Annotated in this window: 25 protein-coding genes; 24 read left to right on the forward strand and 1 reads right to left on the reverse strand. The window is 45.2% G+C overall.

What is annotated here, in order from left to right; genetic code table 11:
- Positions 1–75: 75 nt before the first annotated feature.
- A complete protein-coding gene (gene glpK, locus MHN02_RS14540) occupies positions 76–1,560 on the reverse strand; it encodes a glycerol kinase GlpK (protein WP_014947887.1) in 1,485 nt (494 codons plus the stop codon).
- Between the two features lie 160 nt (positions 1,561–1,720).
- On the opposite strand from glpK, the gene MHN02_RS14545 reads away from it, so the two are divergent.
- The 24 genes from MHN02_RS14545 to mreD all read left to right on the forward strand — a co-directional run bounded on the left by MHN02_RS14545 (position 1,721) and on the right by mreD (position 25,573).
- A complete protein-coding gene (locus MHN02_RS14545) occupies positions 1,721–2,479 on the forward strand; it encodes a DeoR/GlpR family transcriptional regulator (protein WP_101563271.1) in 759 nt (252 codons plus the stop codon).
- Positions 2,480–2,783: 304 nt separating this feature from the next.
- Complete coding sequence (glpD, locus tag MHN02_RS14550) at positions 2,784–4,331, forward strand: glycerol-3-phosphate dehydrogenase (protein ID WP_239246932.1); 1,548 nt, start codon at positions 2,784–2,786, stop codon at positions 4,329–4,331.
- A 107-nt stretch (positions 4,332–4,438) separates the two neighbouring features.
- A complete protein-coding gene (locus MHN02_RS14555) occupies positions 4,439–5,023 on the forward strand; it encodes a phosphoglycerate mutase family protein (protein WP_168462950.1) in 585 nt (194 codons plus the stop codon).
- Between the two features lie 135 nt (positions 5,024–5,158).
- Positions 5,159–5,662 (forward strand): hypothetical protein, encoded by a 504-nt coding sequence (locus MHN02_RS14560; RefSeq protein ID WP_239240361.1) that lies wholly within the window; start codon positions 5,159–5,161, stop codon positions 5,660–5,662.
- Between the two features lie 166 nt (positions 5,663–5,828).
- Positions 5,829–6,743 carry an agglutinin biogenesis protein MshI gene (locus tag MHN02_RS14565; RefSeq protein WP_156085765.1) on the forward strand — a complete coding sequence of 305 codons (915 nt, stop codon included), beginning with the start codon at positions 5,829–5,831 and terminating at the stop codon, positions 6,741–6,743.
- Complete coding sequence (locus tag MHN02_RS14570; RefSeq protein ID WP_061439056.1) at positions 6,740–7,366, forward strand: PilN domain-containing protein; 627 nt, start codon at positions 6,740–6,742, stop codon at positions 7,364–7,366. The genes MHN02_RS14565 and MHN02_RS14570 overlap by 4 nt, the downstream gene beginning before the upstream one ends.
- Positions 7,341–7,988: a type II secretion system protein M gene (locus MHN02_RS14575; RefSeq protein WP_061439059.1), complete on the forward strand. Its 648-nt coding sequence runs from the start codon at positions 7,341–7,343 to the stop codon at positions 7,986–7,988. Before MHN02_RS14570 ends, MHN02_RS14575 begins: the two co-directional genes overlap by 26 nt.
- A gap of 9 nt (positions 7,989–7,997) precedes the next feature.
- Positions 7,998–8,318, forward strand: a complete 321-nt coding sequence (locus MHN02_RS14580; RefSeq protein ID WP_239246935.1) for an agglutinin biogenesis protein MshK — start codon at positions 7,998–8,000, stop codon at positions 8,316–8,318.
- Entirely contained in the window at positions 8,302–10,050 is a 1,749-nt protein-coding gene (mshL, locus tag MHN02_RS14585) for a pilus (MSHA type) biogenesis protein MshL (protein WP_239246938.1), read from the forward strand. The genes MHN02_RS14580 and mshL overlap by 17 nt, the downstream gene beginning before the upstream one ends.
- A 2-nt stretch (positions 10,051–10,052) precedes the next feature.
- Entirely contained in the window at positions 10,053–10,955 is a 903-nt protein-coding gene (locus MHN02_RS14590; RefSeq protein ID WP_239246941.1) for an AAA family ATPase, read from the forward strand.
- Positions 10,952–12,178 (forward strand): tetratricopeptide repeat protein, encoded by a 1,227-nt coding sequence (locus MHN02_RS14595; protein WP_239240357.1) that lies wholly within the window; start codon positions 10,952–10,954, stop codon positions 12,176–12,178. Before MHN02_RS14590 ends, MHN02_RS14595 begins: the two co-directional genes overlap by 4 nt.
- Positions 12,178–13,890 carry a GspE/PulE family protein gene (locus tag MHN02_RS14600; protein ID WP_039236887.1) on the forward strand — a complete coding sequence of 571 codons (1,713 nt, stop codon included), beginning with the start codon at positions 12,178–12,180 and terminating at the stop codon, positions 13,888–13,890. Before MHN02_RS14595 ends, MHN02_RS14600 begins: the two co-directional genes overlap by 1 nt.
- Complete coding sequence (locus MHN02_RS14605) at positions 13,890–15,125, forward strand: type II secretion system F family protein (protein WP_239246944.1); 1,236 nt, start codon at positions 13,890–13,892, stop codon at positions 15,123–15,125. The genes MHN02_RS14600 and MHN02_RS14605 overlap by 1 nt, the downstream gene beginning before the upstream one ends.
- Positions 15,126–15,152: 27 nt before the next feature.
- On the forward strand, positions 15,153–15,647 hold the full coding sequence (locus MHN02_RS14610) for a hypothetical protein (RefSeq protein WP_171336929.1): 495 nt from the start codon (positions 15,153–15,155) through the stop codon (positions 15,645–15,647).
- 45 nt (positions 15,648–15,692) lie between these two features.
- The gene (locus MHN02_RS14615) at positions 15,693–16,280 is read left to right on the forward strand and encodes a prepilin-type N-terminal cleavage/methylation domain-containing protein (protein ID WP_014978004.1); all 588 of its coding nucleotides are present in this window, start codon (positions 15,693–15,695) and stop codon (positions 16,278–16,280) included.
- A 22-nt stretch (positions 16,281–16,302) separates the two neighbouring features.
- On the forward strand, positions 16,303–16,806 hold the full coding sequence (locus tag MHN02_RS14620) for a type II secretion system protein (RefSeq protein WP_075177603.1): 504 nt from the start codon (positions 16,303–16,305) through the stop codon (positions 16,804–16,806).
- A 1-nt stretch (position 16,807) separates the two neighbouring features.
- A complete protein-coding gene (locus MHN02_RS14625) occupies positions 16,808–17,269 on the forward strand; it encodes a type II secretion system protein (RefSeq protein ID WP_171336928.1) in 462 nt (153 codons plus the stop codon).
- Positions 17,259–17,867, forward strand: coding sequence for a type II secretion system protein (locus MHN02_RS14630; protein ID WP_171336927.1), 609 nt, complete (start codon positions 17,259–17,261; stop codon positions 17,865–17,867). The genes MHN02_RS14625 and MHN02_RS14630 overlap by 11 nt, the downstream gene beginning before the upstream one ends.
- Positions 17,867–18,622, forward strand: a complete 756-nt coding sequence (locus MHN02_RS14635; RefSeq protein ID WP_171336926.1) for a type II secretion system protein — start codon at positions 17,867–17,869, stop codon at positions 18,620–18,622. Before MHN02_RS14630 ends, MHN02_RS14635 begins: the two co-directional genes overlap by 1 nt.
- Positions 18,612–19,073 carry an agglutinin biogenesis protein MshP gene (locus MHN02_RS14640; protein ID WP_171336925.1) on the forward strand — a complete coding sequence of 154 codons (462 nt, stop codon included), beginning with the start codon at positions 18,612–18,614 and terminating at the stop codon, positions 19,071–19,073. The genes MHN02_RS14635 and MHN02_RS14640 overlap by 11 nt, the downstream gene beginning before the upstream one ends.
- Positions 19,073–22,765 (forward strand): H-type lectin domain-containing protein, encoded by a 3,693-nt coding sequence (locus MHN02_RS14645; protein ID WP_171336924.1) that lies wholly within the window; start codon positions 19,073–19,075, stop codon positions 22,763–22,765. Before MHN02_RS14640 ends, MHN02_RS14645 begins: the two co-directional genes overlap by 1 nt.
- Before the next feature lie 355 nt (positions 22,766–23,120).
- Positions 23,121–24,164 (forward strand): rod shape-determining protein, encoded by a 1,044-nt coding sequence (locus MHN02_RS14650; RefSeq protein ID WP_014947909.1) that lies wholly within the window; start codon positions 23,121–23,123, stop codon positions 24,162–24,164.
- 37 nt (positions 24,165–24,201) lie between these two features.
- Complete coding sequence (gene mreC / locus MHN02_RS14655; RefSeq protein ID WP_014978010.1) at positions 24,202–25,104, forward strand: rod shape-determining protein MreC; 903 nt, start codon at positions 24,202–24,204, stop codon at positions 25,102–25,104.
- A complete protein-coding gene (mreD, locus tag MHN02_RS14660) occupies positions 25,097–25,573 on the forward strand; it encodes a rod shape-determining protein MreD (RefSeq protein WP_061093985.1) in 477 nt (158 codons plus the stop codon). Before mreC ends, mreD begins: the two co-directional genes overlap by 8 nt.
- Positions 25,574–25,605 lie beyond the last annotated feature (32 nt).

Raw genomic sequence — 25,605 nt, forward strand, 5'->3', positions numbered from 1 at the left:
ATAAAAAATTTTTTTGTATAAAAAAAGTGCGGTCTATAGCCGCACTTTATTAACAATCAGAAAAATAAAGAAAAATTAGCTGCAGCGGATACGGTCGACGGCGGCTTTCCAACCATCATAGGCTTGATCACGTTCTTGCTTGGTCAATCTTGGAGTGAAAACGCTATCACTCTTCCAACAATGGGTTAAATCGTCGATTGAATTGAAGACACCAGCCTGTAATCCTGCTAAGAAGGCAGCACCAAGAGCGGTGGTTTCCGTAATCTCAGGGCGTTCTACTTCAGCGCCCAATATGTCTGAAAGAAAGCCCATTACCCAATCATTACGCGACATACCGCCATCTACACGAATAGTTGTGGGGCGAGCGCCATCGCTTTCCATTGCTTTTTGCAGGTCCTTAGTCTGGTAGCAAACAGACTGAAGTCCCGCAGCAACGATTTCGCTAATGCCTGTGTCGCGGGTTAAACCTAAAATTGCGCCACGGGCATCTGGATCCCAATAAGGTGCGCCTAAACCAGTAAATGCCGGGACAAGGAAGACGCCGTTATCTTGTCTTGCTCGCTGTGCAAGTGCCTCAGATTCGGCGGCATCGTCGATAAGCTTCAGACCATCTCTGAGCCATTGAACGGTTGCGCCGGCCATAAAAATACTGCCTTCAAGCGCATAAGTCGTTTTGCCGTTTAAACGATACCCAACGGTGGTGAGTAATCGGTTTTTCGATTGCAAAGGGGCGTCACCAGTGTTCAATATCATAAAACAGCCGGTACCGTAGGTGCTCTTGGCCATGCCTTTTTCAAAGCACGCTTGGCCTACTAATGCTGCTTGCTGGTCGCCTGCTACGCCTTGGATAGGAATAGCTCTGCCTATGATGTCTTCTTTCGTTACACCAAAGTCAGCCGCACAATCCATCACCTCGGGTAGCATTGAGCGTGGGATATTGAATTTATTAAGTAATTTCTCATCCCAGCATTGGTTATTGATGTCGAACAGCATTGTACGCGAGGCATTGGTGGCATCAGTTTTGTGTGACTCACCACCCGTTAAGCGCCATATAAGGAACGTGTCTACGGTTCCAAACAGCAGCTCTCCGTCCTCGGCTTGCTGTCTTGCACCTTCTACATTGTCTAATATCCAAGCTACTTTTGTGGCAGAGAAATAAGGGTCTAACAGAAGCCCTGTCGATTCAGTAATGTGTGAGACGAGCTCTTCGTCTTCACTTAAATCTCGACAAAGCTGGGCTGTGCGTCTGTCTTGCCAAACGATAGCCGGGTAGACAGGCTCACCAGTGTTTTTATTCCACACTAAGGTTGTTTCGCGCTGGTTAGTGATACCAACGGCTGCGATATCTGATGGTGTTAATGAACATTTATTGAAAACTTCTTTGAGGGTAGAGACAACGCTTTCCCAAATTTCCTCTGGATCATGCTCAACCCAGCCATCTTTCGGATATTTTTGAGAGAATTCCTGCTGTGCAATAGCGTCTATACTGCCCTTTGGAGAAAAAATGATGCTGCGAGAGCTTGTTGTACCTTGGTCAATGGCAAGGATATGTTGTCCCATAAGGTCACTCCTGAAGATAGTTTTCATAGAGTTTGCATCATTTACACAGGATTAACAATGCTATATTTTCGAAAACGAACATTGGCGTTTCGTTTTGTTATGGGAACATTGAAGTTAAGCACGTATAATTGATGTAATTTTCTAATTCTGAGGACTCGCGATGAATCAAACGCAAAGACACGAAAAAATTGTTGGGCTTATAAAGCTACATGGTTTTATGTCTATTGATGATTTGGTCAGTGCTTGCGAAGTTACGCCGCAAACAATCCGCCGAGACCTTAACCAGCTTGCCGAAAATGGTGTGGTGAGCCGCTATCATGGTGGTGCTGGCCTTAACAGAAGTTGGGAAAACACGCCATATCAGGAAAGGAAAACCCAAAACAGCGAAGTCAAAGAGAAAATTGCTGAAGCAGTGGCTGCGATGATCCCCGACGGCGCATCGTTGTTCATTAATATCGGTACGACGACGGAAATGATTGCAACTAAGTTGCTCAACCACAAAAATCTTCACGTGGTAACCAACAATATTCACGTTGCTACCATTCTTTCGTCTAAAGAGGATTTCTCCGTCATTATTGCTGCCGGTGAAGTTCGCTATCGCGATGGCGGAATCATTGGCGAGGCAACCTGCGATTTTATAAGCCAGTTCCGCATGGATTACGGCATAATCGGTATCAGTGGTATTAGTTCGGACGGTGCACTACTTGACTTTGATTTCAGAGAAGTGAAAGTGTCCCAAGCCATTTTGGAACATACTCAACACGTTATATTAGCTGCGGACTACAGTAAGTTTGAACGCCGCGCAATGGTGGAGCAGGGGCACATTTCACAGGTTGATTGCTTGGTTTGTGATAAAACGCCGCCGCCCAGCATAAGCAAGATAATCGAAGAAAATAACATCACCTTTGTCAAAGCGTGACCATCTATTTGCTATAGTTTTCCACTACTTTTAAACCTGTTCTCGGTTTTGCTCGCATTCTACTTTTTGGCAGCCTTCTTTAAACATTACGCACTGTTGCCGCAAGCGCTCTTACACACCACGTATTTTTCAATGTAAATCAGTCAAATATTGTTGCGATTGGATTTGTTCATTCCTTTTAACTACGAATTTTAACTTTCTTTAATGTTCGTAAATGTTCGTTTTGTGTTGACATGTTTTCTTTTTGCTTGTCAAATAGACAACCATATGAGGATATCCATATAAATACCACTAGAGGCAATGTATGAGTCAAAGCAATCAAACTGAACAGACAGTCGACGTTTTAGTCGTTGGCGGCGGTGTTAACGGCGTAGGCGTCGCGCTTGACGCTGCGGGACGCGGGCTTTCGGTTGCTTTGTGCGAGAAAGGTGACCTCGCAGGCGCAACGTCTTCTTCTAGCAGCAAATTAATTCATGGTGGACTTAGGTATTTAGAACATTATGAATTTCGCCTAGTGAAAGAAGCGCTGGCAGAACGTGAAGTGTTGTTGAAGAAAGCGCCTCACATCATGTGGCCGCTACGTTTTCGTTTGCCTCACCAAAAGCATTTACGCCCTGCGTGGATGATACGAATTGGTTTATTCCTCTATGACTCGCTGGCTAAGCGCAATATGTTGCCGCGCTCACGTAAGCTAACGACCACCAGTGAAAGCCCGCTGGTTAGCGATATTTCAACGTGTTTTGAATACTCAGATGGTTGGGTAGATGACGCACGCTTAGTGGTACTAAATGCGCTAGCTGCCCAAGATCAGGGGGCGAAGATATATACGCGTACTGAATGCGTTAAAGCTGAAAAGTTAGATAATTTGTGGAATGTGGAGCTTAAAACGTCTCGAGGGAAAACGTTTACAGTTAAGGCCAAGTCAATTGTTAATGCGGCTGGACCGTGGGCAGTATCGTTTCTAGATCGCTTGGTAAATATTCACAACCCCAATGCGATGCGCATGGTAAAGGGAAGCCACTTTGTCGTTCCCAAGCTATATAACTCTGACGAAGCGTACATTCTGCAAAATAAAGACGGGCGTATTGTATTCGTGATCCCTTACGAAGGTGATTTCTCACTTGTGGGCACGACAGACGAAGACTTTAAAGGTAACCCGTCAGACGCTGCAATTTCAAACGAAGAGACTGATTACTTAATTGACGTCGTAAACAACTACTTCAAGTCCAAGATAACACGCGAAGATATAGTCCATACTTACAGTGGCGTGCGACCACTCTTAGAAGAGAAAAACGCGTCAGCACAAGAACTTACTCGGGACTATAAAGTAGAGCTTAAGGGTGAGGCTGGAAAGCCCGTATTACTGAATATCTTCGGCGGCAAGATTACAACCTATCGAAAGCTTTCAGAGCACGCGGTAGATAAACTTGTCTCATGTTTCCCGAAAGCGAAAAAAGCGTGGACCAAAGAAGTACCGCTACCAGGTGGTGCATTTGAGAGTCAAGAATCGTTAGTTGCTCAACTAACTTCCGAGTTTTCTTGGCTGGACAACGCTATCGCTGAACGCTACGCAAGACAGTATGGTTTGCTATGTTATAAGTTTCTTAAAGGTAAAGTGTCAGTCGATGCTATGGGGACTCATTTCGGGGCTGGTATGTATCAGGCAGAAGTTGATTACCTTATAGAGTGCGAGTGGGCTTGTTGTCTAGAAGACGTGATTTGGCGCAGAACAAAACATGGATTACGCTTGGACAAAGCACAACAGGAAGCGCTGTCTTCTTATATCTCAATGAAAGTTTCTGGCGCAGCTCAATCGGATGAGCCTGTGGATGCTGTATTGGCAAGCGCATAACCCGTGAAAGTTACGCATTAGAAGGAGCCATCTTTGCTTGAAAAGCAATAAGGTGGCTCAATCGCCATTGATTAGCTAGCCCAGCAGGATAAAGTAGACGACTTAAAATGAACATGGACGTGATAAACAATACTTCCGTCAAGGAAGTCGTACTTATTAGACACGGTAAGCCTCTCTCGGCGCATAATGACAAAGTAAACTCAGCTCAATATGCTCAGTGGGTGCGTAACTATGATAAATCGATACTCGATCCAACAAGTCACCCAAAGCAGAAGACCCATATCGACGACAGCTACATTGTGGTTAGCCCGTTACTAAGGGCTAAATTGTCTGCGGCTTATTACGGCGCGACTCAAATTGATGAAGAGTTGCCCCATCTTAAAGAAATGGATATTCCTTACTACAAACTTCCGTTCACCTTGCGCAGTTGGCACTGGGTCGTCTTAAGCCGTGCATTATGGTTTATAGGATTTAAAGGTCGATTTGAAAGTTTCAAAGCTGCCAAGCAAAGGGTTAATCTTGTTTCCGAGCGTATTGAAAAACTGTGTGAGAAACACGAGCGGATAGTGCTATTCGGGCATGGTATGACTAACTATTACACCCGAAAATTACTCATAAAAAATGGCTGGCAATTAAAGCAAAAAGACGGTGATTTTTGGGGAATTACGATATTGCACAAGCCGTTGCCATAATGCTGAGCCTTCGTTTTTAACCAGAAATTCTTAAGGTTTATTTATACCTACTTCATTTTTTCTTCAAAATGTCGATAAAATAGAACAATGCCTAACAAGCGCTAACGACTTGAACAAAGGCATGGGGAATCGACAATGAATAAAACCAACAAAAAGAAACCTTCCACGTCTAATGTTTTTAAAGCGGCTATTGCAGCTATTTTTGCAATTACCTTTGGCGTCACTATCAACTTTCTTCATACCGACGAGCAAGACACCACAATCACCGCATTTGCACTAAATCTAGATACGTTTAAGCGTCACGTCGTCTCGTCTCACTGGCAATGGCGAGTCCGCCAACCCACCACTATGATAATGCTGATTCACTACAACGAGTCGGGCAAAGAAACGAATCGTACTCCGGTGCGAATGAATCACAACGGATGGCCGACCGCAGAGCTTTCTAGTGAAGGGTGTGAAAAAATATGGACGTCGCTAATGGCGACACCACTGCGCGTGGACGGCTTTAAGATCCATGCAGACTACTATGCTGAACTTGAAGAGAACGAAGACAACTATTGGTGTCGCTTCAGCTTAAGTAGCGGCGCGTATTTCGACTATTTTCCTGCAAATGGAACAGTAACAAATTTAAGCGATTAAACTGGCCACATAAACGAGGGTGCACAATATAGGCCTATGCTTATATAGGTATTTGTTCTATTTAGATAATTAGTCTACTTTTGAGTTAATGCCATGTTACTTATTGGCGCCATAAGGTATTGTTGATTATAAGATAATACTCGGCATTAACGAATTAAGTAGATATATGCTTTCACGCTTATTTTCTTCGAAAAGTAAAAAAACTAGCGTCACTGTAGGCGTATCGGTCTGTGCTTCTGAGCTACACATTGTGGCTATAGAGCGCAGTGGCGACGCTGTTTCACTTAATTCTGTTTCTTCAATTCCCTATGATCAGCATCAGCCTCTCAAGCAACAGCTATCGGCGGCGTTAAGCCCGTTTGCTAAGTCGACCTGTAATGTTTCTATAGTGCTTTCACAGCATATGTACCACATGGTACAGGTTGATAAGCCAGAAATGGCAGAAGAGGATATTACAACAGCGTTACCGTGGACTCTCGGAGAGCTGGTTCCCTATGACTCCAGCAACATGGTTTTAGACTATGTCGACTACCCGGTTAAAAGTCGGAGTGGCGGCCAAAAGATAAATGTATTCGCTGCCGAAAGGTCCTCACTTGCTGCCGTCGCAGCGAGCATGGCAAAAAAGAAAGACAAGCAGCTTACACATATCCACACCAAAGAAGTGTTAGCAACTGAAATGGTGCCAAATGATGACTATGCGCGACTACTCATCATCCAAGAGCCCAACAGTGAACCGTTTTTAATGATAGTGCGCTCTCAGGCTATTTGGTTGGCACGTCGCTTACGTGGATTTGTAAGCAAAGTTAATGAGCAGACAGACCTGTCACAGCTAAGTGATACTTTGGGATTAGAAATTCAACGCTCAATGGATTTCTATGAGTCGCAACTTAAGCAGCCGCCTTTAAAAGAAATTCTGTTTAAAACTCAATTTGACTGTGTGCCAGTGATCGAACGGCTGAAGCCGTTTCAGCCCGTTGCCATGAATGTCTTTACTTCACAGCTTAATTTAGCCGATGTAGTTGAACCTGCCTGCCACTTTGCGTTAGCAAGTGCACTTGTTGCAGCGAGAGAGGTGGCATGAAAAGAACGATAAACCTCTATCAGGACTCTCTTAAACCAAAGAAAGAGCGGTTACCATTCTCGAAGGTACTTTGGCTTAATGGCGCGGCAATAGGTGTCATGTTGGTGGTGGTAATCGCGCTCAATATTACGTTGGGGGCGAAGCAGAAAAAGTTAAATGAAAAAACAAACGCGATTAGCCAACTGAATAGCGAAATTAAAACCTTAAGCGCTGCACTCGAGAAGAAACGAGACACCCAGTCGCTTCAGCAACAGCTTGAAAAGGTGAACGCCAAAATTGAAAACCGAAGGCGTCTGTTAGCGTATCTTGATAGCGGAGAGTTGTCATTTGACGCAACAAAGTACGGCGAGGTGATGGACGACTTGGCTAATTTCCACAATCAGAACCTATGGCTGACGAGTATTGATATCGATACACAAACCATTCGCCTGTCAGGCCAAACCTTGGCGCCTTCATCTATACCTGTGTGGCTTAAAAAGTTGCAGCAGTCTCCGTTTTTCCAAGGTAAGTCATTTTCTTCAGTGCAGTTTGATGAAGTAGACGGCAAAGAAAACGTGAAACAATTCTTGATATCCACAGATTTTGAAGGAGACGCTGATGAATCAGTACCAGCAGCTCTCTGAGAAATTCTCCGCTCTTGAAAGCAGAGAAAAACAGCTAATTACATGGGTGAGTTTTGCTCTCATTATCTATCTATTCTTCTGGTTCGGTGTTTCGCCTGCACTTGATGACTTGTCTGCAACCGATAAAGCAGTCATCAGAAAGGAGAGCGAGCACAAAGCATTGGTCATTCAAAGAGATGCTATTCAAGAAGCGCTAACCATCGATTATACAAAGCGCACGCAGCTAGAACTCGATAAGGCCAGAAAAGACCTACTATCAATTGATGAGGCACTACTTTCACTTAATGAAGGGTTTGTCGCAGCCGATCGAATGCCCGAGCTGCTTATGACGCTTCTAAACGAAGAAGACAACGTACGTTTAGTGAATTTTAAGGTCGAGCCTACCGAAACAGTACGCTTTGGTGACGGTGAGTCTCAAAGCACACCGTTTTACCGTCATAACATGCGCTTAATTATTGAGGGAAGTTACTTTGACCTGCGTAGCTACCTAGCGCGCCTTCAAGCCGCGCCTGAAAAAGTCGTAGTAACAGATTTTGCTTACAACGTTGAAGCTTACCCAAGTGCCACGTTAGCACTGGGGTTAGCAACGGTAAGCAATAATGAAACCTTTATCTCGCTGTAAGGAGAGAGTGTGGAACGGTTAAGAATTGTGGTCACAGCTTTAGCGATAGCAACATGCTTACCTGCAGTTGCGTCTGTCGACCCGACTAGGCCTGCAATCGCCAGTGCATCAGTGTCTAGCAATGATGAAGCGGTAGCAGGAGAGCTAGCACTTCAATCTATCTTTAAACGCAGTACAGGTTATAGCGCCATCATATCGGGTAAATCTTACCGCGTGGGCGACACACTGAACGAATACACCGTATCAAAAATTAACCCCAAGAACGTGGTTATCACTGACGGACGTCAGCAGAAAATACTAAGAATGTATGCATATGAAATTAAAAAATAGCCTCATTGTTAACACATTGGTTTTGTCTGCAGCGTTAGTTGTGGCAGGTTGCCAATCTTATGGTGTTGGCGAGGAAGTAAAACCTCATATTCGCGATGAACTAGCACGTTCTCAGAATACGACATCAAGTAAACCAACACCGCCCCCTCAGCTTAATCAAGAACTGCTGGCAGAGGTTGCCCGTTATCAAGCGTTACCTGCGCCAACATCACAGAAAATGTTCGCAGTTTCTGCTAACAATGTAGACGTGCGTCCGTTTTTCGACGCGTTAGTTGAAGACACACCTTACAGTGTCGCCGTTCATCCAGCCGTGTCAGGGCAGATTAGCTTAACGCTCAAAGAAGTGGCGTTAGAAGATGTGTTAACCATTATTTCGAGAATGTATCCGTTAGACGTGTTTTTAGAAGGGAAGGTAATTCAGGTTATGCCTTCTCAACTAAAGACGGAATCTATCCCGGTTAACTTTCTTATGATCAAGCGCTTCGGTGTATCTAACGTAAGCGTTATTGCCGGTGGGGTAAGTGAGCAAGACCAAAACAATGGTGGCAACAACGGTGGAATTAACGGCAATAATAACATTAGCGGGAACGCGCTAGGTGGTCAGGGTGGTTTTGGAGGCCAAGGCGGACTTGGCGGCAATAACATCCAACAGCTCAATGGCTCAAACATTCAGACTACCAGTGAAAACGACTTTTGGAGCGATTTAAAAGAGGCACTAAAAGTACTGATCTCTCCAACAGAAGGCCGTCAGGTTGTGGTTTCACCTCAAGCGGGCTTAGTGACCGTTCGAGCATTGCCCAGTGAAATCGCAGTGGTGAAAGACTTTTTAAACCAAAGCCAAGAGAGCTTGCAGCGACAGGTGGTATTAGAAGCGCGCATTATTGAAGTCACGCTAAACGATGGCTATCAGCAAGGCGTGCGCTGGGATCGTATTGCAAGCGGCTTGACGGGCAGTGTGAACTTTGGCTTCAGTGGCGGAGCTATAGCGTCAAACTTTGCTGCAAATACCGCTGCAGGTATAGATCCAGCCATTAATGCAGTTAATGGCATAGGGAACTCAATCTCTACAGATATTGGCGGCGTTTCTACTTTGAGAATTTCCCGAGGTGACTTTGACGGCGTTATCAATATGCTGCAAACCCAAGGTGATGTTCAGATGTTGAGTAACCCCAGAGTGACCGTCACTAACAACCAGAAAGCAGTGATTAAAGTGGGTCAGGACGAATACTTTGTCACCGATGTGTCGACCAGTGAAGATCAAAGCGCGACTCAAACCGAAAACGAAAATGACATCGAACTTACCCCGTTTTTTTCAGGTATTGCTTTAGATGTTACCCCTCAAATTGATAGAAGCGGCTCGGTTATATTGCACGTTCACCCATCAGTAACGGAAACGGCAGAGCAGACTAAAGTCATTCAGGTGGGCGATCAGCAAATCTTGCTGCCACTGGCACAAAGTAATATCCGAGAGTCAGATACGGTAATTCGTGCCCGCGATGGAGAAATTGTCGTGATTGGCGGTTTGATGGAAACCGTTACCAGTGAGCAAGAATCAAAAACGCCTTTGTTGGGCGACATTCCATTCATTGGTAACGCGTTTAAAAACAAAGCCAAAACGCAGAGTAAGCGCGAGCTGGTGATCTTGATACGCCCATCAGTTGTGCAACCGGACACGTGGGAAAAACAACGTCTTCGCACTCAGTCATTACTTGATCAGTGGTATAGAAACTAATTATGTATCAGGGCTTTTTTCACTTCACAGATATGCCGTTTTCGCTTACCCCGAATACGGATTTCTTTTGTGCGCTTGCGCCACACAATGAAGCGTTAAAAGTCATTTTATCAGCATTGAGTATGTCTGAAGGCTTTATAAAAGTAACCGGTGAAGTCGGTACAGGTAAGACATTGTTATGCCGTAAATTAATTAATCATCTGTCTGATAAATTTGTAGCCTGCTATTTACCCAATCCATACCTTTCGCCTGATGAATTACGCCAAGCATTTGCGAGAGAGTTAGGTATTGTTACGGAAGGAAATAGTGATAATCAAGGCTTGCATAATGCAATAGAGACAAAGCTATTATCCCTTAAAAAAGAGGGGCGACAAGCGGTATTAATCATTGACGAAGCGCAGTCGCTGAGTTGGGATGCTCTTGAGATGCTGCGTCTTTTTAGCAATTTGGAAACGGAAAAAAGTAAGCTGCTTCAAATTGTCTTGTTTGGACAGCCTGAACTTGATGACAACCTGGCAAACCCTAAAGTAAGACAAATCCGCCAGCGAATAAGTTTTTCTTACACTTTACGCACAATGACGTCAGCCGAAGTCGATTACTACATTGGTCACCGGTTGACGACAGCAGGTGGTAACGAGCAGTTGATATCTAGAGGACTGCGCGCATTTATAGCGTTGGTTACCAAGGGTACGCCTCGCTTGGTTAACATAGTTTGTCATAAGATTCTTTTGCGCGCATATGGTCAGGGCAAGGCGTCGGCGACCTGGTCACATACACTAAGCGCCGTTTTCGATACACATGACTGTAAACGCAGACTTGTCCCAAGGCAGAGTCTTGTTATTTTGTCGCTTGCTGTGGTGGCAGTAGCAAGTGTACTGCATGTATACGGCGCAGGTGGCATATGAGTATTTTGAATGACACCTTAAAGTCACTGGATGAACGCAATAAAAGTGAAGACTTTGGTTTGCCGCCAACCGTTGAAGTCAGTCAACGTCCAGTGTGGCCAAAAGCGCTCATGATCATCGCCGTTTTGGTGTTTGTAGTATGGTTAGTAATTACACTTTTATCTGGTACTTCCCATCGCGAAAAAAATGAAGATGGATTAAGCACAACGGCCGTTTCAAGTGCCCCGAGCGTTAACAACCCGCCTGCTGAAAGTACAATATCAGAGCGCGTTGCCGATAGCACAGCAGATATAAATGCGCCGTCACAAGGAATGCAATCGACCCCGTTATCTGAAAGTGATATGGCGCTACAAAACAGTGCGTCAGATGTGGCTGAGCTTGTTTTCAATACCGTTGATGAGTCCCTTGAAGATGATGAAGCTCAATACAGAAAAAGGGTTACAACTACGGTATCAGCAACCAGCACAGCTGATGATGTGAATGCGTCAAGCGTCAATAACAGCGCAAACGCCAGTAGCCCTCAATCAGAACTGTCTGCGGTTAGCAAAACACAACCCTCAAGCTCGAAGGCCGCAGAGCCTAAACCCACAAATATCATAACCAGAGAGCCTGTAGTTGAGGTAGCACCTAAGTCACCTGAACAACAAAGTGCAGTGCATTTAGAAGCAGGACTTAAAGCGTATAACTTTGGCATTTTTGATGAGGCTCAAAAAAGCTTCACGCTAGCACTGGCAACCTTTCCGCAAAATGACGAGGCGCGCAAGCAGCTAGCTGCACTTTATTTTGGACAAAACAATAATTTACAGGCACTGCAGGTACTTTCAGAGGGCATTGTGATCTCGCCTAGCGAATTAATTTGGCGAGAGCTAATGGCCAAAATTCTGGTGCAGGAAAGCCGCTTCGAAGAAGTATTGAATTTGATGCCTGATAGCTTGGATGCTAAAGCGTTAGCCGAAGGCCGTGCCGACTATCTAATTTTAAAGGGCACCTCTGCTCAAACCATCAATAAGTCAGAGCAAGCGATCTCAGCATTCAGCGCTATGACATCGCTACAGCCTAATAATGCGAAATGGTGGTTGGCACTAGGGGTGAATTATGACGCATTGGCAGATGAGCGCCTGGCGATATCATCTTATTCCAGGGCACTCGCCATTGGCGGGCTTTCCTCTGCATCTGCACAATATGCAAACTCGCGTCTAACTGATTTACAGGAGCAGCCTTAATGCGACCTCGATTAAAGATGCGCCTTGGCGACTTACTCGTTCACGAAAACATTATCTCCAGTGAGCAGCTTGACAATGCGCTTGCGGCGCAGCGAACGTCAGGGCGCAAACTGGGGGATACACTTATCGATTTGGGCTTTATTGGCGAACCCCAGCTTCTTCGCTTCTTGGCACAGCAGCTAAATATTCCTTTTTTGGATATAACACAGCGCCGTATAGACCCAGAGCAAGCTCAGCTTATCCCAGAGACTTACGCACGTCGCTATCGTGCCTTGGTGTTAGAAGCGGACGACGATGAAGTGCTGCTGGGCATGAGCGACCCAACAGACTTGGGAGGCTTAGACCAACTCGGCCCGTTAGTCGCTCCTCGAACCATTGAGCTGGCTATCGTGCAAGAGAACCAAATGCTAGAGGCATTTGATTCTGTTTACCGCCGTACCCAGGACATTGCGTCGTTTGCTGAAAAACTAGGTGAAGAGTATGCAGACGAGGCTGATTTTGAGTTGTCAGCCCTTGATGACACCACCTCGGATGCCACGGTCGTTAAGCTACTTCACTCTATATTTGAAGATGCCGTTCAAGTTAGGGCATCAGATATTCACATCGAGCCCGATGAAAAAATCCTGCGTATTCGTCAACGTGTCGACGGCGTTTTGCAAGAAAACACGCTCAACCAAGTGAAAATAGCGTCGGCGCTGGTACTACGACTCAAACTCATGTCTGGCTTGGATATATCTGAAAAGCGTATTCCACAAGACGGACGATTTAATATTAAAGTGAAAGGACACACCTTAGATGTGCGTGTGTCGACCATGCCGGTAGCCAATGGAGAAGCGGTAGTTATGCGTTTATTAGACCAGTCTGCTGGCCTACTAACGCTAGACCAAACCGGTATGCCCGATGCTATGGCAGAGAAATTTAGAGCTGCCATTAATCGTCCCCACGGTATGATCCTGGTAACGGGGCCTACGGGTTCCGGTAAAACTACGACTCTGTATGGGGCACTTAGCGAACTCAATAAGCCTGACCTTAAAATCATAACGGCTGAAGACCCCATTGAATACCGTCTACCGCGAATCAACCAAGTTCAGGTTAATGCCAAAATTGGGCTGGACTTTGCCGCCATTCTTCGCACTACGTTACGTCAAGACCCTGACATTATCATGGTGGGGGAAATGCGTGACCAAGAAACCGTAGAGATTGGTCTTCGAGGTGCATTAACCGGCCACTTGGTATTAAGTACGCTTCACACCAACGACTCAGTAACCAGCGCTATTCGCCTTATCGATATGGGCGCGGCGCCGTATTTGGTTGCTACTTCATTACGAGGAGTGCTTGCACAGCGTCTGGTTCGTAGGGTGTGTGAAAACTGTAAAGAAGAAAAGCCTGCAACCGCCCAAGAACAAGCGTGGGTTGGCTTCTTGAAACCTGAATTAGCCACTGCCACCTTCTATAAAGGGCGCGGGTGTAACAGTTGTAATCACACAGGATACAAAGGCCGGATAGGCGTTTTTGAATTTCTGGAAATGAACGAGGACATGATGGAGGCCTTGCGTGAAGACGATACGCAGGGCTTCGTAGATGCGACTAAGGCGAATAAAGACTTTGTTCCTTTATCTCACATGGCACTGGACTACGCAGCTCAGGGCAAAACTTCTTTAGATGAAGTGTTCAAAGTCGCTGAATTTGTTCCTGAAGTGGTGAATCACTAATGCCACAGTTCAAGTACGCAGGTAAGTCAACGCAAGGCGGGCCTCAAAAAGGGGTTATTGAAGCCGCGTCAGCGCAAGCCGCAGCACAAGCCTTGCTGTCACAAAACATTGTGCCTCTTACCATTGTTGAATCAAAAAAACGCAGTGCAGAAAATGAAGGAGACGGCTTCGATATCACGCGTTTATTTCAACAAAAGGTGGGACTGGATGAAATGATCATATTCTCCCGCCAAATGTACTCATTGCTAAAGGCCGGTATTCCCATTATTCGCGCCATTAAAGGCCTAAGCGAAAATGCATCGCATAAACGCTTTCAAGAGATTTTGAAAGATATTGCAGACCAGTTAGAGCAGGGACGAAGTCTGTCTTCTTCCATGGCTAAATATGAAAAGGTGTTTACGAGACTTACCATATCCGTGGTGGTGGTAGGTGAAAATACCGGTAAATTAGACGACGTATTCCTACAGCTTGCCCTCTATTTCGAGCGCGAGCAAGAAACCCGCAAGCGCATCAAATCGGCGCTTCGCTATCCCACTTTTGTGTTAATTGCGCTAGCAATTGCCATGTTTATTTTGAATCTATTTGTTGTGCCAGTGTTCACCCAAATGTTTGAGCGCTTTGACACTGAACTTCCAATTATGACCCGCGTGTTAATTGGTACTTCCAATTTCTTTGTGAACTATTGGTGGCTGCTAATTATTGTGATTGTGGGAGGGATTTTCGCTGTTAAACAATACGTTAGTTCGACTAATGGACGACTCAAATGGGACAAATTTAAACTAAAGTTGCCTATCGTGGGCAGCATTATTGAGCGATCATTACTTTCAAGATATAGCCGAAGTTTTTCAATGATCTTACGTGCAGGCGTGCCGTTAACCGCAGGGCTTTCACTTACTGCCGACGCCGTTGACAACGCGCACATGCAAAAGCGCATCAAAGAAATGCGGCAAGGGATCGAAAAAGGCGAAAGTTTGCTTAGAGTTTCGAAAAATAGCGAACTGTTTTCTACACTTGTACTACAGATGATTGCAGTAGGTGAGGAGACGGGGCGACTAGAACCATTGTTAGAAGAAAGTGCTGACTATTACGAACGTGAAGTCGACTTCGACTTGAAAAGTTTAACGGCCAAAATCGAACCTATTTTGATTGGTTTTGTTGCGGTAATGGTATTGATCCTGGCGCTTGGCATATTTACGCCAATGTGGAACATGATGTCGGCGGTGAAAGGCGGCTGATAAAGCGCTTTATAACTGGGGAAAAGCGTGGCAAGCACCAAAACGGGGTTACTTAATTTTGTTGTTATAGGCGTATTGCTTGCTGTTATTGGGACAACATACGTGTTTTACGCGACACCAATTATTGATGAAGCGGAAAAGGTTAACAAAGAGAACGCGGTTGCACAGTTTCAGCGAGTGGTGATGTTAGCCAGGGCACAATGGATAAAGACTAAGCAAGATACTGTGCTTATTTACGAAACTGAGTTTGACGCTGGTGGCAAAGTTAAACAGCGCAAAGATGTGGCGGCAGAGCTATACATTAATGAAAAAGGCTGGCCCGAAGGGCTTGAAAAAGAACAGGGGAATGCGTGCGAATACATGCTGACACTTGCAACCTTAAGAGAAGGTGAAGCGCTGTCAACAGTGACTGTAAGCGACCAGTATGCAAACGGTCACTTACAATGTGCATTCTTTTGGGGAAGAGAGATTTGGTTTGAATATAACGCTGGTAGCGGCGTTGTCAGGCAAAGAAACAGTTGATTAAACGGCGGCACAATTCGCCTTTATCGTCATCAAGGAGATGTTATGAACACCAAACAACAAGGCTTTACGCTAATCGAGCTGATAATTGTTGTAATCATTCTAGGGTTGCTTGCGGCCACAGCATTACCACGCTTTATTGATGTTACTGATGAAGCTCGTGAAGCAAGTGTTGAAGGTGTTGCCGGCGGTTTTGCAGCCGCGGTAGGTCTTGTAAGAGCGCAGTGGGAAGTTGAAGGCCGTCCGAGCGGAAACAATGGAAATGGGAACGGCACTGTAATCACTTACGATCAAACGCAAGTAGGGGTAGACGGCACCATTGGTTACCCAACGGGAAGCTCTACAGGCAACACACTTATTTCTACCGTTAACGACACTGAATGCAAAAACGTATTTGACCTAATTCTTCAGTCAGCACCAACAAACACAACGTCGACGAACGACACCGTTGTTGCTGATTTCAGATATGCCGTTCGTGAGGACGACTCAGGTGCAAATACACTTTGTGTTTACTACTTAGTTGAATCTATGGGTTTACCTAATAGTTCAGCACCGGCAGACGGAACGCCAGACGGCACAACGTACGACGGTTTCACTTACAACCCAGCCACTGGCCAGGTTACTGTTTTTTAATTAATACCTAGGAAGTTTAATTATGCAAAAAGTATCAACACAACAGGGTTTTACCCTAATCGAGTTAATCATTGTTATTGTACTGCTGGGTATTCTAGCGGTAACCGCAGCACCTAAGTTTTTGAACCTTCAAGATGATGCGCGTGATTCTGTATTACAGGGAATTGCCGGAGCTTTGGAATCTGCTTCGTCAGTGGTCTATGGCAAAGCATTGATCAATGGCCAAGCCAATGCCGAAACAGGTACGGTAGACATTGGTAATAACATCACTGTGGAAACAGTGTACGGTTATCCAGATGCAACACTTGATAATTTGAATGATCTATTAGACTCAGATATTGGCAACGATTATCTAACTAATCCTGTACCGAATTCGGATCCAGCTCAAATCCTAATTTATTATAAAGGTTACACTGGCTACACTACAGCTCCTACTGACGCAGACTCAAATTGTGCTATCACCTACACAGCTCCTTCTGCTATTGGTGAGAGACCCTCTATTAACGTTGAAACTTGCGTTCAGTAATGTGAAGAAAACCGGTTTTACATTAGTAGAACTTATCATAACCATATTGGTTATTGGGGTGCTGGCGGTAACCGCCGCACCTCGCTTTCTTGGTAACGATACGGAAGAAGCTATCGCCCTTCGCGATCGCACGCTTCAAGTCGTTCGTAACATGCAGTTTCGTGCTATGCAAAATGTGCAAGACACTAGCTGTGTGAAAATAACCGCCACAATCATTGCCCCTCCCGCTGGCCACGATTGTACAAACGCCCTTTCTACCGCTTTTGATGCCGATCAGGTAGTCGATGCATCAAGCACCGACTTTACTTTTCAAACTGCCGATGAAAATGGCGATAGCTTTTCTCAAATTCAGTTTGACGGGTTTGGCAGGCCGCGAAATATAGCGTGTTCAACGAATTGTAGAATTCAAATAAGTACCTTTGCCATGTGTTTACAAAGCGAAGGGGCAGTTTATGCGTGCTAGGGTTGTGTTGCCTGTACATAGAAAATGCGAGAACGGCTTTACCCTGCTAGAGCTGGTGATTGGCATTGTTGTATTTACGATTAGCCTAACCGTAGTACTGTCGCTTATTGTCCCGCAAGCTGAACAAACCGCAGAGCCATTTCGTCAGGTGAAAGCGGCGAAATTAGGGCAGTCTTTAATGAATGACATTCTTAGTCGCTCTTATGATGAAAATAGTGACAGAAGCCCGCCATTTGTCACCTGCGTCGATAAACCTGATCCGTCTGATGCCAATGATAACTTGTGTTCCGACCTTCTAGGTCCCGACGCTGGTGAAACCTCTGAAGAAGCTTATGACGATGTAGATGATTATAATGGTTATGCTATTAGCAATGTTGGCGGCAATTATAATGGCTTTGCATACAAAGTAGATGTTACGTATGACTCTTCAATAGATGTGACTTCTGATCCTCAAGCAGTTGTATATTGCCCAGACCCAGAAGAGGCAATTAATGCCTGCGTGGTTCCCGAAAATAAACAATACAAGCGTATCGATATCGCGGTCACAGCTCCAGACGGCCAAGTTTACAACTTCAGTGCTTATCGAGGGAGCTATTAATGTCCCTACCAAAAGCAAGACGCCAACGCGGTTTTACACTTATAGAGCTTATCTTAGTGATCACTATTTTAGGCGTGATTAGCGTATCCGTGGCACAGGTTATTTCTTTAAGCGCACAAATCTATATAACTGGCGCAGAGCGTACCCGACTTGTTTCAGATGCGCGCTTTATTATTTTGCGATTGGAAAAAGAACTTCGAAATATTGTGCCTAACTCGGTCTCTTTTGACGCTAGTTTAGGGTGCTTAACCTACTATCCAATCGTTATGAGCGGTACATATACCGCAGACCCTTTTGATGATGAGCTACATTCTGTCGTTTTTAAAATGAAAGCCCCCGCATCTGGAGATAAATTAGTTATCTACCCAACGAGTCCGCAAAGTGCGATTGATAACAGCGTAGACTATAATGGATATACCGCCGCGACCGATAACGAAGGAAATGTTTTAGATCACCAATACATAATTGAGTTAGGAGCCGTAAACACTCAATCCTCCCCAGGGAAGCGTTTTTTTGTGTTTAACGAAAATCCAGTGTCAGTGTGTAAGGAAACAAGGCCGCAAGGTGAGGCCTTGGTGCGAAGAGATGGAACGATTACAGGTATTATCGCAACGAATGTAAGTAGTTGGAGTGCAGACGTAATAACGGTAAGTTTGCGCCAAAATGCTTTGGTCAAATTAGACTTAACGCTCATCGGTAATGATGACGAGGCGTTGGCTTTCTCGCACGAGGTACATTTCCCCAATGTTCCCTAATAGACAATATACTTTATCGCCTTCTCGCACTCTATCAAAACAACGTGGCTCTACCACCATTGTGGCTATCATTATTAGCATTGTACTTCTAGGACTTGGCATTGCGTTGTCTAATCAGATTTCGTCAAACATACGTCAGCAATCCATTGAGTATTATGGCGCTCGCGCCTATTTAGCAGCGCAGAGCGGTGTTGAGATGTTGGTATCTAGACTTGTCGAACTTGAGGACCCGCTGTGTCCAGACGAATATGAGCTTATGCCGCAAAGTACGGTCTCTTTCCCTAATTGTGTTATTCGCGTTGAATGCGTTGAGACACCAGACGACGTAATTGAGCCTGATGTCACGTCCGGAAAGATAGATGTCTACGAATTTACTGCAACGGCAAGTTGTAGAAGCGGGCAAATTGATACCTCTAGAAGTGTAACTGTGGAAGTAAGGCAGGAACAATAATGAACTTAAAGTCTATTTCGCTGTTTTGTTTGTTTCTCACGTTATGTGTTGCACTGCCCGTGCAAGCCGTCCCTCAAATCGAAGGCAGGTTCATCGAGCTTCAAAACACCTACAATAAAGCAGAGTGGACGACCATTAGCTTTTCACAGGTATACGACGAGCCGCCAGCGGTGTTTATGCTCTCTACTAATCAAGGTAGCAACCCAGCGATTGTCAAAATTCGCAACGTTACCCGCACAGGTTTTGAAGCTTTGCCCCTTGAGCCTTCTGGAGAAGATGGTCCGCATATCACGATGGGAGCACATTACTTAGCGATTGCGTATGGCGTTCATGAATTCCCTGACGGTGATATTGTTGAAGTCGGTAAGATGGAGCTCGGAGGGGGGACTATTCAGGCATCGACAAGCTCTCCTTGGTATGAACCTGACGGCCCCTTGAAGGTGGGCGAAGAAAATGCGAGATATGCTCGCGTTTCACTTGAAACTGATTTTGGTGAACAGCCTGTTTTCTTTCACTCTATTCAAACGTTAAACAACCAAGTTGACGTTAATGGAAAGAAGCCACCCAACGAACATTTGTTGCCGTTTCTAACTATTGCAGCAAAGTATGAAGCACCGTCTTATTTTATGGCGTTGGAAGCGTCTGAAACAGATTATGCGCCAGTTACACACAATGAAACGGTAGCTTACATGGCGACAACAGAGGGATTCAATCGTAGATTTTTCGATGACAATGGTATTGAAGTGGTTTGGGAAGCCGATTTTGCCGACGTACGCATACAGGGGTGGGACGATGGTTGCTTTCGAAATGACTTTAAAAACAACTATACGCAAACTCCTTTGGTTGCAGCCAGTAAAATAAGTAGAAACGGCGGCGATGGCGGTTGGCTTCGCAGCTGCGGCGTAAACAAAAATAGGCTTGGACTTCGTGTAGATGAGGATAGGAGCTTAGACTCTGAGCGCAACCACACTGAAGAAGACGCTAGCATTCTGGCTATGACTTCAGAGTTTGTGTTTAGTGGCGAAGTTCCTAGTTGTGATGACGCCTTTCCTGGCGCGGTTGCCGCTTTTGGTGGTTCCGCAATTTCACTCGCAGCCGGTAGCCGAATGATTGATGAAAATGCAGGTGTGTTGTCAGCACAGCAGTTTATCACCGACGCTACAAGTGGATCTGCAGACTACCCAAAATGCGGACAGAACCCTGTCGACTGTACCGTGAACAACACAGATGCGCTTACCGACTCACAAGCGAGAGCGATACCAACAATTACCATTGACGATAGCGGCCCAGAGATAGCAGAAGGGGATTTAGCAGGGGATTATTATTTTAACCGTCAACTGGTAACCATGGCGGCGGGTAACTACAACGTAATTGCACCCACGCGAATTTATGTTTCTGACCCAGGGGACAATATAGGTGGTGTGGCTACAAAGTTCACCATGGTGAACGCAAATATCACTGTCGCTGAAGGGGCTTATCTCGCTATTTATGTCGATGGAGATGTGGTCATCGATGGCTCAAACCCCAACGCATTGGTTTTAGCAAAAGGTGAAATAAGCTTTGCCAATGTGTCTGAAGGCACATTGAGAGGCCGCTTTACCGCGGGAGGAGGCGTTGGCTCACCTGCTACTCTGAGGGTAACGGCTAATGACGTGCCAAACAATATTCCTGGCATCTGCGGTCGGGAAGTCATTGAAGTACTGAATCACTATCGTTTTGAACTGGCTGATAACAAGGGTAGCAGCTGCGCCGCGAAAGAAGTTACCCTAAAAGCCTGTGCAGACGTCAACTGTGATTTACTCTACTCTCAGCCATCTACAGTCAACTTAGTGCCCGTTAATAGCGGTAACTATCGATGGTCGCCTGACGACAGCGTAACGTTTATCGGGCAGACCTCGCTAACACTCGATAGCCTTAGAGGCGCAGATCCTGAACTTGCTACTTCGGGAGAAAATCCATCTTCTCAATTGCGTTGCTTTATCGGTGGTAAAGAAGTGAATTTAGGTAGCTGTAAAATAAAGTATGAATCCGACGGGCTGGTGTTTAAGAATATCACTGATGATTCAGAAACCATCGTTACTCAGCTTTCTGGTAAGCCTTCAGACACTGGCTTTAACAGCAAGACCTATGCAATCGAAGCATGTGGGAATTCTGACACGCTAAAAAATCAAATTGTCGATGTTGAATTAAATTATAACTGTGCTAGTTCGAGCAATTGTTCTAACACCCTACTGCTTATCAATAACGGTAATGAACATCAACTGGGGCTAACCCCACGCACCTTTCCTATCCAATTTGATGCTGACTCGCGAGCTGCATTTACAATTCAATACCCAGATGCGGGAGAGTTGTCGTTGTCAGCAGACATAACTAATCGAAGCGGTATTGCAGGTTCTTCTAATACTTTTAAAGTGCGTCCATTCGGCTTTGCTATGAATATCTTAAATGATAGCGGCACGAGCTCCAATCTTAACGGTTACGCGAATAGTGCGAATGGTTCGCTGCTCAAACTGACAGGGGAAGACTTTGTCTTAGGCTTGCGAACAGTACAGTGGGTCGATGGTGAAGACAGTAACGACGATGGAATACCAGATAACTTTGCAGCACTGGAAAACAATAATACCGCGGAGCATTTTTCAGGTAGCGCGTTGTTAACACCCTTAAATATACTTCCTAGTGGCGGCGCAACGGGTACATTGAGCGTGCCCAGTGTTTTATTTAGCGACGAAGGTAAAGTTAACGTTGGTGTTAATTACGATGAGGTAGGTACAATTTCCATTGCTGCACAGAGTACTTATTTGTCAGATACCAACGTGCAAGGGCTGGTGCAAAACGTTGGGCGTTTCGCACCTTCTAATTTTGCCTTGAGCGGAAGTGTTGAAGCAGCATGTAACGTCAATGGTGCATTTAATTACTTTGAACAACCTATTAGTGAAGTAAGCTTCTCGCTAACCGCACTTAACCAAAATGGCAGCCGCACCACAAACTACTACGATGGTTTTAATAAGCTAACCAGTCTCGGTTTGCAGGTTGAGCATGACGGTAATTTGCTAAACCGTTTGGAAAATATCAACTCGATAGGCTGGCCTCAAAGCGGAGCGACAGGACAAATTACTTTCTCTGATAATGACATTGCATTTAGCCGCTTAGGTAGCGCAACGCAGGATGGGGCATATATCGATGCTGCTGTCGTACTGGTGGCAGACCAAGCACAAATTGAGGGCGCAAACTTCAATGGACTTTCTTGTTCCGGTCAGTGCGTTGACGATTTTGGTGATTCAATCAGCTTTGCCTACGGTCGTGCAACGTTGATAAATAACTACGGTGCAGCCGACGAAGCGCTTTTGTTACCGCTTCGCACTCAATATTGGGACGGAAATAATTGGCGAATTAATAAGTATGACAGTTGTACGGCTTATGATCACGACAACGTGAATGACGAATCTGGTGAATTGGTTTCTTCGGGGGAAGAGTCGTTAAGTGAAGGAGCCTATAGAAATAGTGACGGAATACGCCTGTCATCACCAAACGGTGCTGGCAATTATCCTGTTAGTTATACGCCTGATGCTTGGCTATTGTGGGATTGGGATGGAGATGGCGAAGCTGATAACCCTCCAAACGCAACGCTCACGTATGGTGTGTATCGAGGAAACGACAATATCATTTACAAGCGCGAGCAAATCAATAATTAGCAAAGAAGGTTATCCCGCTTGATCGTAATGCTGGTTGCGTAGCACACCGTAGTGGCGCCAACATAAAGAGATGTAAATTATTAGCAAATTGTTTTTGAACCTTCTAATTTTCACAGGGTCACTATGTGGGTCTAGTTTTAAAATTATTTGGAAACGCGTGTGTGGTATCCCTTCATGGGTAAAGCGCTAAAACTACTAAGCAAAAATGCAGTTATTTCGTCACTTAATTACAGCATTACTTGCCCAAAATAGCCCCCATTGTTAAAGTGTGCGAATAAATATCGACTTCACGTTAAAGCGTCGCCATCTCACCTTTGCAAATACGCGTTAACACAGAAACAGGAATACACTCTTCATGTTTAAAAAGCTTCGAGGCATGTTCTCTAACGATCTGTCCATCGACCTCGGAACAGCTAATACGCTGATTTATGTAAAAGACCAAGGTATTGTTCTGAACGAGCCTTCAGTAGTAGCTATTCGTCAAGAGCGCGCAGCAGGACCAAAAAGTGTTGCAGCGGTAGGTGCAGAAGCTAAGCGAATGCTTGGTCGTACGCCGGGTAATATACGTGCAATTCGTCCGATGAAAGACGGTGTTATTGCCGACTTTTACGTCACTGAAAAAATGCTTCAGCACTTTATTAAACAAGTGCATGACAATAATTTCTTGCGCCCAAGTCCTCGTGTATTAGTGTGTGTTCCTTGTGGCTCAACACAAGTTGAGCGCCGCGCAATTAAAGAATCTGCACTGGGTGCAGGTGCCCGCGAAGTTTATCTTATCGACGAGCCAATGGCGGCTGCTATTGGTGCGGGTTTACCTGTATCAGAAGCAACAGGTTCAATGGTGGTCGATATTGGTGGTGGTACAACAGAAGTTGCCATTATCTCACTTAACGGCGTAGTTTATTCATCATCTGTTCGTATTGGTGGTGACAAGTTTGATGAAGCTATTATCAACTACATTCGTCGTAACTTCGGTTCACTAATTGGTGAAGCAACCGCTGAACGCATTAAGCATGAAATAGGTGCTGCCTACCCAGGTGAAGAAGTGCGCGAAATTGAAGTGCGCGGTCGCAACCTAGCAGAAGGCGTCCCTCGCGGGTTCACGCTAAACTCAAACGAAATTCTTGAAGCGCTTCAAGAACCACTAACCGGCATTGTTTCAGCCGTTATGGTGGCGCTTGAACAGTCTCCGCCAGAGCTTGCTTCAGACATTTCTGAGCGCGGTATGGTACTTACCGGTGGTGGCGCGTTACTTAAAGACTTAGATAGATTGCTAATGGAAGAAACGGGCATTCCAGTTGTTATTGCTGATGATCCGCTTACTTGTGTAGCACGCGGCGGTGGTAAGGCATTCGATATGATTGACCTTCACGGTGGCGACCTGTTTAGCTACGAATAAACAGGAAAGGCAACCGTAAGGTTGCCTTATTTGTATCATGGATACTATTTTTACCCGCGGCCCTTCGTTAAATAACAGGCTTACACTGGCGCTTGTGCTGTCGGTGATTCTGATATTTGTCGACCATAAGCTAGACGGTTTCAAATCAACGCGGGTTTATCTCAACTCATTAATGAGCCCACTTCAGTATTTAGCAAACCTTCCCGGTTTAATGCTAAATGAAAGTGCCCAGCGTCTTACCTCTCAAGAACAATTGCTGGCCGAAAACCAGAAACTTAATAATCAGCTGTTGCTAATGAGCGAAAAGCTCCAGCAGTTCGATGTCATTGCAAAAGAAAATGCACAATTACGAGAGTTACTGCAGGCACCTATTCGGGTTTCTTCTCGAAAAATGGTTGCTGAGTTAATGGCGGTGGATAAAAACCCGTATAGCCAGCAGGTGGTTATCAACAAGGGTGCGATAGACGGCGTATATCTGTCTCAGCCAGTTATTGATGATAAGGGCATAGTGGGTCAGGTAATGGAAGTTGGGTCTACAAACAGCCGTGTATTGCTGATTGCCGATGTTACCCACGCTATTCCTGTGCGATCTCTTCGAAACGATATTCGCTTTATCGCAACCGGAAGCGGCGCACTAAACGAGCTGTATCTAGAGCATGTTCCTCATAGTGTCGATATTCAAGAAGGTGATACATTAATTTCGTCTGGCTTAGGAAAAGTCTTTCCAGAAGGTTACCCTGTGGCAAGAGTGTCACAAGTCGTCCGAGATGAAAGCCGCCCTTTTGCTCGTGTTATTGTCACACCTTTAGCAAATCTAGACAGGCTTCGACACCTATTGCTGTTATGGCACACGCCTGAGTCAGAAAATGAGTCTGATGCTAACTCAACTGACGACACTGATAAGCCAGCTGTAAACGAGGAAGAATCTTCAGATGCGTAAACGTAACCTCGTTATATGGATTAGTCTGTTAGTTGCTCTGGTACTGCAAATTGTTCCACTGCCCACTCAAGTAGATGTGTACCGGCCTGACTGGGTGCTGGTTGTATTAGCATATTGGAGCATGGCGTTGCCCCACAGAGTGAATGTGGGTGTAGCCTTCTTAACGGGCGTAGCCATGGATGTGCTTGTAGGCACAACCTTGGGCATTCATAGTTTCGGCTTAAGTATTTGTGTTTATATATTAGCGGCTAATTACCAAAGACTAAGAAATTACTCCGTTTGGCAGCAAGCCATTATTATCGGTCTACTATCAGCGCTATACCACTTACTTACATTTTGGGTGCAGCATCTACTGACTGATATTTATTTCCAAGTCGATTACCTGTGGCCGGTGATAACGTCAATGGTGTTGTGGCCGTGGGTATTTTGGCTGCTTCGACGCACGCGCAGACAGTTTTCAATTTCGTAACCCGAACACGTTCTCGATTAAACCAAAGGTAA

Origin of the sequence: Alteromonas sp. CNT1-28 (genome assembly GCF_022348345.1) — a bacterium.
Classification (GTDB): Bacteria; Pseudomonadota; Gammaproteobacteria; order Enterobacterales; family Alteromonadaceae; genus Alteromonas; species Alteromonas macleodii.